This window comes from Escherichia sp. Marseille-Q3837 (assembly GCF_916618735.1).
Lineage (GTDB): Bacteria > Pseudomonadota > Gammaproteobacteria > Enterobacterales > Enterobacteriaceae > Escherichia > Escherichia ruysiae.
Window position 1 is genome coordinate 1,839,463 of sequence record NZ_CAKAKC010000001.1, and the last position, 13,727, is coordinate 1,853,189.

Below are 13,727 nucleotides of genomic sequence, written 5' to 3' on the forward strand. Positions count from 1 at the left end.
ACGTAAGGAGAGTGTTATGAGTGATATATCCCCGCAAGAATTTCAGCGTCGCCGTCAGGCTCTGGTGGAGCAAATGCAACCCGGCAGCGCCGCGCTGATTTTTGCCGCCCCGGAAGTGACCCGTAGCGCCGACAGCGAATATCCGTATCGTCAAAACAGTGACTTCTGGTACTTCACCGGCTTTAACGAACCGGAAGCGGTGCTGGTGCTGATTAAAAGCGATGACACTCATAACCACAGCGTTCTGTTTAACCGTGTGCGCGATCTGACGGCGGAGATCTGGTTTGGTCGTCGCTTAGGTCAGGATGCCGCGCCAGAGAAACTGGGCGTTGACCGTGCACTGGCGTTCAGCGAAATCAATCAGCAACTTTATCAACTGCTTAATGGCCTGGATGTGATTTATCACGCTCAGGGCGAATATACCTATGCTGATGAAATCGTGAACAGCGCGCTGGAAAAACTGCGTAAAGGCTCACGGCAAAATCTCACCGCTCCGGCAACGATGATCGATTGGCGTCCTGTTGTTCATGAAATGCGCCTGTTCAAATCGCCAGAAGAGATTGCCGTACTTCGCCGCGCGGGTGAAATCACCGCACTGGCGCATACACGGGCGATGGAAAAATGCCGTCCGGGAATGTTCGAGTACCATCTGGAAGGCGAAATTCACCACGAATTTAACCGCCACGGCGCGCGCTATCCTTCCTATAACACCATTGTCGGCAGCGGTGAAAACGGCTGCATTCTGCACTACACCGAAAACGAGTGTGAACTGCGCGACGGCGACCTGGTGTTGATTGACGCGGGCTGTGAATATAAAGGTTACGCTGGCGATATTACCCGTACCTTCCCGGTCAACGGCAAATTCACTCAGGCTCAGCGTGAAATCTACGACATTGTGCTGGAGTCTCTCGAAACCAGCCTGCGTCTGTATCGTCCGGGAACCTCCATTCAGGAAGTCACCGGTGAAGTTGTGCGCATTATGATTAACGGCCTGGTAAAACTCGGTATCCTGAAAGGTGATGTCGATGAACTGATCGCTCAAAACGCCCACCGTCCTTTCTTTATGCATGGCCTTAGCCATTGGTTAGGGCTGGATGTCCATGACGTAGGTGTTTATGGTCAGGATCGTTCGCGTATTCTTGAACCGGGCATGGTACTGACCGTAGAGCCAGGTCTGTATATCGCGCCGGATGCGGATGTGCCAGAACAATATCGCGGTATCGGCATTCGTATTGAAGACGACATTGTGATTACCGAAACTGGCAACGAAAACCTCACCGCCAGCGTGGTGAAAAAGCCGGAAGAAATCGAAGCGTTGATGGCAGCTGCGAGAAAGCAATGAGCGTAATCATCGTCGGTGGCGGCATGGCGGGCGCGACGCTGGCGCTGGCTATTTCCCGGTTAAGTCACGGGGCGCTGCCGGTACATTTGATTGAAGCGACTGCGCCAGAGTCACATGCCCATCCGGGCTTTGATGGCCGGGCTATTGCGCTGGCGGCGGGCACCTGCCAGCAACTGGCACGTATCGGCGTCTGGCAATCTCTGGCTGATTGCGCAACCGCCATCACTACCGTGCATGTCAGCGATCGCGGTCATGCCGGATTCGTCACCCTCGCCGCAGAAGATTATCAACTGGCGGCGCTGGGGCAGGTTGTCGAGTTGCACAATGTCGGACAACGACTGTTTGCGCTGTTGCGCAAAGCGCCTGGCGTAACGCTGCACTGTCCGGATCGCGTTGTTAACGTTGCACGTACTCAGAGTAACGTTGAGGTGAAACTGGAGAGTGGTGAGACGCTGACGGGGAGCGTGCTGGTAGCCGCTGACGGCACCCATTCAGCGTTAGCCACCGCGTGCGGCGTTGACTGGCAGCAGGAGCCTTATGAGCAACTGGCGGTGATTGCCAACGTTGCGACCTCCGTTGCGCACGAAGGGCGCGCTTTTGAACGCTTCACGAAACATGGCCCGTTGGCGATGTTGCCGATGTCTGACGGACGCTGTTCGCTGGTCTGGTGTCATCCACTGGAACGGCGCGAAGAGGTACTGGCGTGGAGTGATGATGAGTTCTGCCGTGAACTCCAGTCTGCGTTTGGCTGGCGACTGGGGCAAATTACTCATGCCGGAAAACGCAGTGCTTATCCGCTGGCGTTAACCCGCGCCGCCAAACCTATTACCCACCGCACCGTGCTGGTGGGCAATGCGGCGCAAACCCTGCACCCGATTGCCGGGCAAGGATTTAATCTCGGTATGCGTGATGTCATGAGCCTTGCTGAAACTCTGACTCAGGCGCAGGAGCGCGGAGACGACATGGGGGATTACGGCGTATTGTGCCGTTATCAGCAGCGTCGGCAGAGCGATCGCGAAGCAACCATCGGCGTCACGGACAGCCTTGTTCATCTTTTTGCCAACCGCTGGGCGCCGCTGGTTGTTGGGCGCAACATCGGGCTGATGGCAATGGAATTATTCACCCCGGCACGCGATGTGCTGGCGCAGCGCACTCTCGGTTGGGTGGCGCGTTGAAGGCGGTTTTAAGGAATAAACAATGCAAAGTGTTGATGTAGCCATTGTTGGCGGCGGCATGGTGGGGCTGGCGGTTGCCTGCGGCTTACAGGGCAGCGGCTTACGCGTCGCCGTACTGGAGCAGCGCGTACCTGAACCTCTGGCGGCGGATGCACCACCACAATTGCGCGTTTCGGCTATCAATGCCGCCAGCGAAAAATTACTTACCCGTCTTGGCGTCTGGCAGGACATTATGTCCCGTAGAGCCAGTTGCTATCACGGCATGGAAGTGTGGGACAAAGACAGCTTTGGTCACATCTCGTTTGACGATCAGAGCATGGGCTATAGCCATCTTGGGCATATCGTTGAAAACTCAGTGATTCACTACGCGCTGTGGAACAAAGCGCATCAGTCGTCAGATATCACTCTGTTGGCCCCCGCAGAATTACAGCAGGTCGCCTGGGGAGAAAACGAAACCTTCCTGACGCTGAAAGACGGCAGTATGTTAACGGCGCGTCTGGTGATTGGCGCAGACGGGGCAAACTCCTGGTTGCGCAACAAAGCCGATATTCCGCTGACTTTCTGGGATTATCAGCATCACGCGCTGGTGGCGACCATTCGCACTGAAGAACCGCATGACGCAGTAGCGCGGCAGGTTTTCCATGGCGAAGGCATTCTGGCCTTTTTACCGCTTAGCGATCCGCATCTTTGTTCGATTGTCTGGTCACTGTCGCCAGAGGAAGCGCAGCGGATGCAGCAGGCAGGCGAAGACGAATTTAATCGCGCGTTAAATATCGCTTTTGATAATCGCCTGGGCTTATGCAAGGTTGAGAGCGAGCGTCAGGTGTTTCCGCTGACGGGGCGTTATGCGCGCCAGTTTGCCGCGCACCGTCTGGCGCTGGTGGGCGACGCCGCGCATACCATTCATCCGCTGGCGGGGCAGGGCGTTAATCTCGGCTTTATGGATGCCGCAGAACTGATTGCTGAACTGAAACGGTTGCATCGTCAGGGCAAAGACATCGGACAGTATATTTACCTGCGTCGCTATGAGCGTAGCCGCAAGCACAGTGCGGCGCTGATGCTGGCTGGTATGCAGGGCTTTCGCGATCTGTTTTCCGGGGGCAATCCGGCGAAAAAACTGCTGCGCGATATTGGCCTGAAACTGGCCGATACGCTTCCTGGCGTTAAACCACAACTGATCCGTCAGGCTATGGGATTAAATGATTTGCCTGAATGGCTGCGTTAAAAATTTCTCCTCAACTGTTTATTTGATACCCATCACACTTTCTTCTCCCGGTTTTTTCGCCGGGAGATTTTGCTCATTTGAAATAAACTAATTTCACCACCAATTTCGCATTATATTTTCTAATGTTACGATTTTTTTATTGAGTGATTTTTGGCATATTTTCAGTTCTTAATATTGGTTTATCCAAATCGTATTCCTGAAAGCATCATATTTGTATAAAAATAAAATAAATTTTTGGTTTTTTATTCTGTTGGGATTTTTGTGTTTTTTAACCATAAGCTAATGTGATGATCAATTTTACCTTATGGTTAACAGTCTGTTTCAGTGGTAAGTTCAGGCAAAAGAGAACGATTGCGTTGGGGACCGGGAGTGGCTCCGATGCTGGGTTTCGTGGTGATAATTTCACCATGAAAAGTTGTCAGCCCCGCTTATTCAATGAGGACAAGATGGCACAACAGACTCCTTTGTACGAACAACACACGCTTTGCGGCGCTCGCATGGTGGATTTCCACGGCTGGATGATGCCGCTGCATTACGGTTCGCAAATCGACGAACATCATGCGGTACGTACCGATGCCGGAATGTTTGATGTGTCGCATATGACCATCGTCGATCTTCGCGGCAGCCGCACCAGGGAGTTTCTGCGTTATCTATTGGCGAACGATGTGGCGAAACTCACCAAAAGCGGTAAAGCCCTCTACTCCGGGATGTTGAATGCCTCTGGCGGTGTGATAGATGACCTCATCGTCTACTACTTCACTGAAGATTTCTTCCGCCTTGTTGTAAACTCCGCCACCCGCGAAAAAGACCTCTCCTGGATTACCCAACACGCTGAACCTTTCGGCATCGAAATTACCGTTCGTGATGACCTTTCCATGATCGCCGTACAAGGGCCGAATGCGCAGGCAAAAGCTGCCACACTGTTTAATGACGCCCAGCGTCAGGCGGTGGAAGGGATGAAACCGTTCTTTGGCGTGCAGGCGGGCGATCTGTTTATTGCCACCACCGGTTACACCGGTGAAGCGGGTTATGAAATTGCGCTGCCCAATGAAAAAGCGGCCGATTTCTGGCGCGCGCTAGTGGAAGCGGGTGTTAAACCCTGTGGCCTGGGCGCGCGTGACACACTGCGTCTGGAAGCGGGTATGAATCTTTATGGTCAGGAGATGGACGAAACTATTTCTCCTTTAGCCGCCAACATGGGCTGGACTATCGCCTGGGAACCGGCAGATCGTGACTTCATCGGTCGTGAAGCTCTGGAAGTGCAGCGTGAGCATGGCACAGAAAAACTGGTTGGTCTGGTGATGACCGAAAAAGGCGTGCTGCGTAATGAACTGCCGGTACGTTTTACTGACGCGCAGGGCAACCAGCATGAAGGCATTATCACCAGCGGTACTTTCTCCCCGACGCTGGGTTACAGCATTGCGCTGGCGCGCGTGCCGGAAGGTATTGGTGAAACAGCGATTGTGCAAATTCGCAACCGTGAAATGCCGGTTAAAGTGACGAAACCTGTTTTTGTGCGTAACGGCAAAGCCGTCGCGTGATTTACTTTTTTGGAGATTGATTGATGAGCAACGTACCAGCAGAACTGAAATACAGCAAAGAACACGAATGGCTGCGTAAAGAAGCCGACGGCACTTACACCGTTGGCATCACCGAACACGCTCAGGAGCTGTTAGGCGATATGGTGTTTGTTGACCTGCCGGAAGTGGGCGCAACGGTTAGCGCGGGCGATGACTGCGCGGTTGCCGAATCAGTAAAAGCGGCGTCAGACATTTATGCGCCAGTAAGCGGTGAAATCGTGGCGGTAAACGACGCACTGAGCGATTCCCCGGAACTGGTGAACAGCGAACCGTATGCAGGCGGTTGGATCTTTAAAATCAAAGCCAGCGATGAAAGCGAACTGGATTCACTGCTGGATGCGACCGCATACGAAGCATTGTTAGAAGACGAGTAACGGCTTTATTCCTCTTCTGCGGGAGAGGATCAGGGTGAGGAAATTTACGCCTCACCCTCACTCTCTTCGCAAGGAGAGAGGTTCACAATTCACTGCACGTTTCAGGAACCATCGCTCATGACACAGACGTTAAGCCAGCTTGAAAACAGCGGCGCTTTTATTGAACGCCATATCGGACCGGACGCCGCGCAACAGCAAGAAATGCTGAATGCCGTTGGTGCACAATCGTTAAACGCGCTGACCGGCCAGATTGTGCCGAAAGATATTCAGCTTGCGACTCCGCCGCAGGTTGGCGCACCGGCGACCGAATACGCCGCACTGGCAGAACTCAAGGCTATTGCCAGTCGCAATAAACGCTTCACGTCTTACATCGGCATGGGTTACACCGCCGTGCAGTTACCGCCGGTTATCCTGCGTAACATGCTGGAAAATCCGGGCTGGTATACCGCGTATACCCCGTATCAACCTGAAGTTTCTCAGGGGCGCCTTGAGGCACTACTCAACTTCCAGCAGGTAACGCTGGATTTAACCGGGCTGGATATGGCTTCTGCATCTCTGCTGGATGAAGCCACCGCTGCCGCCGAAGCAATGGCGATGGCTAAACGCGTCAGCAAACTGAAAAATGCCAATCGCTTCTTCGTTGCTTCTGACGTTCATCCGCAAACGCTGGATGTGGTACGTACTCGTGCCGAAACATTTGGTTTTGAAGTCATTGTCGATGACGCGCAAAAAGTGCTCAATCATCAGGAAGTCTTCGGCGTGCTGTTACAGCAGGTTGGTACTACTGGTGAGATTCACGACTACACTGCGCTTATCAGCGAACTGAAATCACGCAAAATTGTGGTCAGCGTTGCCGCCGATATTATGGCGCTGGTGCTGTTAACCGCGCCGGGTAAACAGGGCGCGGATATTGTCTTTGGTTCGGCGCAACGCTTTGGCGTACCGATGGGCTACGGTGGCCCACACGCAGCATTCTTTGCGGCGAAAGATGAATACAAACGCTCCATGCCGGGGCGCATTATCGGCGTATCGAAAGATGCGGCTGGTAATACTGCGCTACGCATGGCAATGCAGACTCGCGAACAACATATTCGTCGCGAGAAAGCGAACTCCAACATTTGTACTTCCCAGGTTCTGCTGGCAAACATCGCCAGTCTGTATGCCGTTTATCACGGTCCGGTTGGTCTGAAACGTATCGCTAACCGTATTCATCGTCTGACCGATATTCTGGCTGCGGGGCTGCAACAAAAAGGTCTGAAGCTGCGCCATGCGCACTATTTCGACACCTTGTGTGTGGAAGTGGCAGACAAAGCGGGCGTACTGACGCGTGCCGAAGCGGCTGAAATCAACCTGCGTAGCGATATTCTGAACGCGGTTGGGATCACCCTTGATGAAACCACCACGCGCGAAAATGTGATGCAGCTTTTCAGCGTGCTGCTGGGCGATAACCACGGGCTGGACATCGACACGCTGGACAAAGACGTGGCTCACGACAGCCGCTCTATTCAGCCTGCGATGCTGCGCGACGACGAAATCCTCACTCATCCGGTGTTTAATCGCTACCACAGCGAAACCGAAATGATGCGCTATATGCACTCGCTGGAGCGTAAAGATCTGGCGCTGAATCAGGCGATGATCCCGCTGGGTTCCTGCACCATGAAACTGAACGCCGCCGCCGAGATGATCCCAATCACCTGGCCGGAATTTGCCGAACTGCACCCGTTCTGCCCGCCAGAACAGGCCGAAGGTTATCAGCAGATGATTGCGCAGTTGGCTGAGTGGCTGGTGAAACTGACCGGCTACGACGCCGTCTGTATGCAGCCGAACTCTGGCGCACAGGGCGAATACGCGGGTCTGCTGGCGATTCGTCATTATCACGAAAGCCGCAACGAAGGGCATCGCGATATCTGCCTGATCCCGGCTTCTGCGCACGGAACTAACCCCGCTTCTGCACATATGGCAGGAATGCAGGTGGTGGTTGTGGCGTGTGATAAAAACGGCAACATCGATCTGACTGATCTGCGCGCGAAAGCGGAACAGGCGGGCGATAACCTCTCCTGCATCATGGTGACCTATCCTTCCACTCACGGCGTGTACGAAGAAACGATCCGTGAAGTGTGTGAAGTTGTACACCAGTTCGGCGGTCAGGTTTACCTTGATGGCGCGAACATGAACGCCCAGGTTGGCATCACCTCGCCGGGGTTTATTGGCGCGGACGTTTCGCACCTCAACCTGCATAAAACCTTCTGCATTCCGCACGGCGGTGGCGGCCCAGGTATGGGACCGATCGGCGTGAAAGCGCATCTGGCGCCGTTTGTACCGGGTCATAGCGTGGTGCAAATCGAAGGCATGTTAACCCGTCAGGGCGCGGTTTCTGCGGCACCGTTCGGTAGCGCATCCATTCTGCCCATCAGCTGGATGTACATTCGCATGATGGGCGCAGAAGGGCTGAAAAAAGCAAGCCAGGTGGCAATCCTCAACGCTAACTATATTGCCAGCCGCCTGCAGGATGCTTTCCCGGTGCTGTATACCGGTCGCGACGGTCGCGTGGCGCACGAATGTATTCTCGATATTCGTCCGCTGAAAGAAGAAACCGGCATCAGCGAACTGGATATTGCCAAGCGCCTGATCGACTACGGTTTCCACGCGCCGACGATGTCGTTCCCGGTGGCGGGTACGTTGATGGTTGAACCGACCGAATCTGAAAGCAAAGTGGAACTGGATCGCTTTATCGACGCGATGCTGGCTATCCGCGCAGAAATTGACCAAGTGAAAGCCGGTGTCTGGCCGCTGGAAGATAACCCGCTGGTGAACGCGCCGCACATTCAGAGCGAACTGGTTGCCGAGTGGACGCATCCGTACAGCCGCGAAGTTGCGGTATTCCCGGCAGGCGTGGCAGACAAATACTGGCCGACGGTGAAACGTCTGGATGATGTTTACGGAGACCGTAACCTGTTCTGCTCCTGCGTACCGATTAGCGAATACCAGTAATTCACTGATTCGACTATCTTCTAAAGGCGCTTCGGCGCCTTTGAGGCTGATGACAAACTCAACATTGCCTGATGCACTTCGTTTATCAGGCCTACATGGTCTCTGCAATGTATTGAATTTGCACGATCTTGTAGGCTGGATAAGGCGTTCACGCCGCATCCGGCATAAAAACGCACTTTGTCATCAATTTGAAAGGCGCTTCGGCGCCTTTATTTTTGGGGAAAACAAATGGCTATAGCACTTGTGACCGGTGGTAGTCGCGGCATTGGGCGGGCAATTGCGCTGCTGCTGGCAAAAGAAGGGTATACGGTGGCGGTTAATTATCAGCAAAACCTCCACGCGGCGCAGGAAGTGGTGAACTTAATAACGCAAGCCGGTGGCAAGGCATTTGTGCTCCAGGCGGATATCAGCGACGAAAATCAGGTCATCGCAATGTTTACAGCAATCGATCAGCGTGATGAACCGTTAGCCGCGCTGGTCAATAACGCAGGAATATTGTTTACCCAATGCACAGTGGAAAATCTCACCGCAGAGCGAATCAACCGAGTACTTTCCACCAACGTGACGGGTTATTTTCTCTGCTGCCGCGAAGCAGTAAAGCGCATGGCGCTAAAAAACGGCGGTAATGGCGGCGCTATCGTCAATGTTTCTTCGGTAGCAGCCAGGCTGGGATCACCCGGAGAATACGTTGATTATGCGGCATCGAAAGGGGCGATTGATACGTTAACCACAGGACTGTCGCTGGAAGTCGCCGCGCAGGGAATTCGCGTTAACGGCGTGCGGCCTGGGTTTATTTATACCGAAATGCACGCCAGCGGTGGCGAACCTGGACGCGTCGATCGCGTTAAGTCGAACATCCCCATGCAGCGCGGTGGACAGGCGGAAGAGGTCGCGCAGGCCATTGTCTGGCTGTTAAGCGATAAAGCCTCTTATGTCACGGGAAGTTTTATCGATTTGGCTGGTGGGAAATAAAGCAGGAAAGTTGTCTGACCGGATGCAACGCAACAAGCATTGCATCCGGTACTTCATCTACTTAAAGTTTCTCGCCGTTGCTGGCAATCACCTCTTTGTACCAGTTAAAGCTCTTCTTACGTGAACGCGACATATCACCAGTACCGTCGTCATGTTTATTCACATAGATAAAACCGTAGCGTTTGCTGTACTGCCCGGTGGTGAACGATACACAGTCGATGCAGCCCCACGGCGTGTAGCCCATCAGATCCACACCATCGTAAGTCACCGCTTTTTTCATCTCGTCAATATGGGCGCGCAGGTAGTCAATGCGGTAGTCGTCGTTGATGCTGCCATCTTCTTCCACTTTGTCGTAAGCGCCAAAACCGTTTTCGACAATAAACAGCGGCTTCTGGTAACGCTCATACAATTCGCAAAGCGCGTAACGCAGACCTACCGGATCAATCTGCCAGCCCCAGTCAGACGCTTTAACATACGGGTTCGGTACGCTGCCTTCGAAACCAGAAATTGCATCGCCGGTGCCGCCTTCGGCCTTCACCGCGTTGGTCATGTAATAGCTGAAGCCAAGATAATCGCAGGTGCCTTCGCGCAGTACATCGAGATCGCCGTCTTCCATTTTGATGTTAAATCCGCGACGTTCCCACTCGTTCAATACATAAGAAGGGTAGTAGCCGCGTAGCTGGACATCGGTAAAGACGTAACGTTCGCGCATCGACTCCTGGGCAAACATTACATCGTCCGGGTTACAGGAGTAAGGATAGAGCGGCACCATCGCCAGCATACAGCCGACTTTCATCTCCGGGTTAATGCGACGCGCAGCTTTCACTGCCAGGGCGCTGGCGACAAACTGGTGATGCAGCACCTGATACATCGTCTCTTCCGGGTTTTCATGCTCGGTATACACCACGCCGGAGCAGCAGTAACCGAACAGCGGCGCACGCCAGTTACGCTGGTTGTTAATTTCGTTGAAGGTCATCCAGTATTTGACTTTGTGCTTATAGCGTTCAAATACCACTTGTGCGAAACGGACAAAGAAATCAACCACTTTACGGTTGGTCCAGCTACCGTATTGCTGCACCAGATGTAGCGGCATTTCAAAGTGGGAGAGGGTGATCACCGGTTCGATATTGTATTTCAGCAGTTCATCGAACATATCGTCGTAAAACTTCAGCCCTTCTTCGTTTGGCTGAGCTTCATCGCCTTTGGGGAAAATGCGCGTCCAGGCGATGGAAGTACGAAAACATTTGAAGCCCATTTCAGCGAAGAGCTTGATGTCTTCCTTGTAGTGACCGTAAAAATCTACCGCTTCATGGTTCGGATAGTATTTGCCCGGCAAGACTTCTTTGGTGATTTCGCGCGGCACGCCGTGTGCGCCACCTGTCAGTACGTCACAAATACTCGGCCCTTTGCCGCCTTTGTTCCAGCCGCCTTCGACCTGATGAGCGGCAACTGCGCCGCCCCATAAGAAATCTTTCGGTAAGGTGAGTTTTTTCACTATCATAGGCTCCAGATGAGTCAATTCTTACAGGAAATAGTACCATGCAGCCAAACGACATCACTTTTTTTCAACGATTCCAGGATGACATTCTGGCTGGGCGTAAAACCATCACAATCCGTGACGAGTCTGAATCGCACTTTAAAGCTGGCGATGTGCTTCGTGTCGGGCGCTTTGAAGATGACGGCTATTTTTGCACCATTGAAGTCACTGCAACCTCAACGGTGACGCTGGATACTCTCACAGAAAAACACGCACAACAGGAAAATATGACCCTGGCTGAATTGAAAAAGGTCATTGCCGACATCTATCCCGATCAGACACAGTTTTATGTGATTGAATTTAAATGTCTTTAAATTGAACTCACGCCTGTTAGTTGAAATTTTGCATTTAATTTCATGATTTTTCGGAGATTAATCTCAAATCAGAATTTATTTTAGCTAACAGGTGTTCACTGGAACTATTCTCAGTTACGCTGGAGAGGTATACACGTGCGTGTACGTTTCTCCGGAGTAAGTTATGGTTCAGAAGCCTCTCATTAAGCAGGGATATTCGCTGGCAGAGGAAATTGCCAACAGCGTCAGTCACGGTATTGGACTGGTGTTTGGTATCGTCGGGTTGGTATTGCTACTGGTTCAGGCGGTGGATCTCAATGCCAGCGCCACGGCGATAACCAGTTACAGCCTCTATGGCGGCAGTATGATCCTGCTGTTCCTCGCTTCGACGCTTTATCATGCCATTCCTCATCAACGGGCAAAAATGTGGCTGAAGAAATTTGACCACTGCGCCATTTATCTGTTGATTGCCGGAACCTACACGCCGTTTTTGCTGGTGGGGCTGGATTCTCCGTTAGCGCGCGGGCTGATGATTGTTATCTGGAGCCTGGCATTGCTGGGGATTCTGTTCAAACTGACCATCGCGCACCGATTTAAAATCTTATCTCTGGTGACCTATCTGGCGATGGGCTGGCTGTCGCTGGTGGTGATTTATGAAATGGCAGTTAAGCTGGCGGCAGGCAGCGTTACCTTACTGGCGGTCGGTGGCGTGGTTTACTCGCTTGGCGTGGTTTTCTACGTCTACAAACGCATTCCCTACAACCACGCCATCTGGCACGGCTTTGTGCTCGGCGGCAGCGTGTGCCACTTTCTGGCGATTTATTTGTATATTGGGCAGGCGTAATTGGTGTGCCTTTGTAGGAATGAAAAGACACACCAGCGTCGCATCAGGCATCGGAGCGCAACTGCCGGATGCGGCGTGAACGCCTTATCCGGCCTACGAGCTGCTTCCCATTTGTGAAAAAGGCACCAATTCCCAGGCCTGATAAGACGCGTCAGCGTCGCATCAGGCAATAGATGCCCGAAGCGATACAGAAATTTACTCTTCCAGCGAATACGGCAGCGGCTCGATATGCAATGTATTCGCATCGTCACGAACGCGGAAAACGCTGTCCGGTTCCATGTCGTTATTCATGACGACCTGCACTACGACCTGCCCATCTTCCAGTTTGACCGCCGCCAGCACGGTTCCGGTACGACGCCAGTTTTCGCCCATTTTCAGCTCTAAGTCTTCACCTGCTTCCGGCAGCCGGCTGGCGCTACCTGCCAGCAACCAGAGCGCGCGTTTGTTGGCACCACGGAATTTTGCTCGCGCTACCATCTCTTGCCCGGTATAGCAGCCTTTCTTAAAGCTGATGCCGCCCAGCGCCTGGAGGTTGGTAGCCTGGGGGATAAACTGCCCGCTGTTAGGCGCATCAATCACCGGGAAACCCGCTTCAATGTTTAATGCCAGCCACTGTTGGCTATTGTTCAGTTCCGCTTCGCCGCGCAGTTTATCGGTCAGCGCACTGGCGGTAGTTTCATCGGTCACGATCAGAAAACGTTCTGCCGGATGTTCAAACCAAAGCAGAGTAGTCGCGCCTTCTTTGACTACCTGTTTTTCTTTCGAAGGCAGTTCACTAAAGAGATTGGCCAGCGCGGCGCGCGCCTGAAAACCGGCAACACCAAGCAGCACACGCTCGTCGTCTGGCGCGATGGTCACTTTAGAGAACACCGCATATTTTTTCAGTTCAGTCAGCTGCGGTTCACGCACGCTGCGCCGTTCAATCCATGCAAAGCCATCGCCGTCGCGGAACAGACGTAAATTGCTCCACATTTTACCTTTAGCATCGCAATGTGCGGCGAGCAGGTGCTGATCTTCTGTCATCTGGCTGACATCTGCTGTCACCTGACCCTGCATATATTTTTCGCTGTCCGCGCCAGTAATGGTGGCAAGCGCCCAGTCATCAAGCGTCATCAGCGTCAGCGGTAAACGGGCAGAAGCCGTAGGCTGACGGGGAGGAAAAGGTGTAAAAGCCATAATAGAGTCCTGAGTTGCTTAACGGCGTATTAATGACTAATGGTAAAAGAGCTATGAGGCAATGCAAGTGCTTTCACTACGCGATCTGTGCCTTCTGCGAGGCGACTTCCAAAAAAATGAAGCCTTTGAATTGTTGTGGATTAATTTCGCGATCGTGATTGTGTTTACCGATATTCCCGCAAAAGAAGTCGAAAAACACGTTACAATAGCCAGGTACT

General features: G+C 52.9%; 11 protein-coding genes. 9 read left to right on the forward strand and 2 right to left on the reverse strand.

The features are described 5' to 3' along the window. Positions 1–16: 16 nt before the first annotated feature. From pepP to LG381_RS08660, 7 genes are all read left to right on the forward strand, one after another. A complete protein-coding gene (pepP, locus tag LG381_RS08630) occupies positions 17–1,342 on the forward strand; it encodes a Xaa-Pro aminopeptidase (protein ID WP_032226168.1) in 1,326 nt (441 codons plus the stop codon). Further along, positions 1,339–2,517 carry a 2-octaprenyl-6-methoxyphenyl hydroxylase gene (ubiH, locus tag LG381_RS08635; RefSeq protein ID WP_225762283.1) on the forward strand — a complete coding sequence of 393 codons (1,179 nt, stop codon included), beginning with the start codon at positions 1,339–1,341 and terminating at the stop codon, positions 2,515–2,517. Before pepP ends, ubiH begins: the two co-directional genes overlap by 4 nt. A gap of 22 nt (positions 2,518–2,539) precedes the next feature. Next, positions 2,540–3,742, forward strand: a complete 1,203-nt coding sequence (gene ubiI, locus LG381_RS08640) for an FAD-dependent 2-octaprenylphenol hydroxylase (protein WP_225762284.1) — start codon at positions 2,540–2,542, stop codon at positions 3,740–3,742. Between the two features lie 446 nt (positions 3,743–4,188). Continuing rightward, entirely contained in the window at positions 4,189–5,283 is a 1,095-nt protein-coding gene (gcvT, locus tag LG381_RS08645) for a glycine cleavage system aminomethyltransferase GcvT (protein ID WP_000068701.1), read from the forward strand. 23 nt (positions 5,284–5,306) lie between these two features. Beyond that, positions 5,307–5,696, forward strand: coding sequence for a glycine cleavage system protein GcvH (gene gcvH / locus LG381_RS08650; RefSeq protein ID WP_002461349.1), 390 nt, complete (start codon positions 5,307–5,309; stop codon positions 5,694–5,696). A gap of 117 nt (positions 5,697–5,813) precedes the next feature. Then, complete coding sequence (gcvP, locus tag LG381_RS08655; RefSeq protein ID WP_225762285.1) at positions 5,814–8,687, forward strand: aminomethyl-transferring glycine dehydrogenase; 2,874 nt, start codon at positions 5,814–5,816, stop codon at positions 8,685–8,687. A 228-nt stretch (positions 8,688–8,915) separates the two neighbouring features. Beyond that, positions 8,916–9,659, forward strand: coding sequence for an SDR family oxidoreductase (locus LG381_RS08660; protein WP_225762286.1), 744 nt, complete (start codon positions 8,916–8,918; stop codon positions 9,657–9,659). 61 nt (positions 9,660–9,720) lie between these two features. Here LG381_RS08660 and bglA read toward each other — a convergent pair whose 3' ends face one another. Then, a complete protein-coding gene (gene bglA, locus LG381_RS08665; RefSeq protein ID WP_024212661.1) occupies positions 9,721–11,154 on the reverse strand; it encodes a 6-phospho-beta-glucosidase BglA in 1,434 nt (477 codons plus the stop codon). Positions 11,155–11,198: 44 nt separating this feature from the next. On the opposite strand from bglA, the gene yqfB reads away from it, so the two are divergent. Continuing rightward, positions 11,199–11,510: a N(4)-acetylcytidine aminohydrolase gene (gene yqfB / locus LG381_RS08670; protein ID WP_001182940.1), complete on the forward strand. Its 312-nt coding sequence runs from the start codon at positions 11,199–11,201 to the stop codon at positions 11,508–11,510. 163 nt (positions 11,511–11,673) lie between these two features. After that, positions 11,674–12,333: a hemolysin III family protein gene (locus LG381_RS08675; RefSeq protein ID WP_225762287.1), complete on the forward strand. Its 660-nt coding sequence runs from the start codon at positions 11,674–11,676 to the stop codon at positions 12,331–12,333. A 195-nt stretch (positions 12,334–12,528) separates the two neighbouring features. On the opposite strand, the gene ygfZ is transcribed toward LG381_RS08675, so the two are convergent. After that, on the reverse strand, positions 12,529–13,509 hold the full coding sequence (ygfZ, locus tag LG381_RS08680) for a tRNA-modifying protein YgfZ (protein ID WP_225762288.1): 981 nt from the start codon (positions 13,507–13,509) through the stop codon (positions 12,529–12,531). Positions 13,510–13,727: the final 218 nt, after the last annotated feature.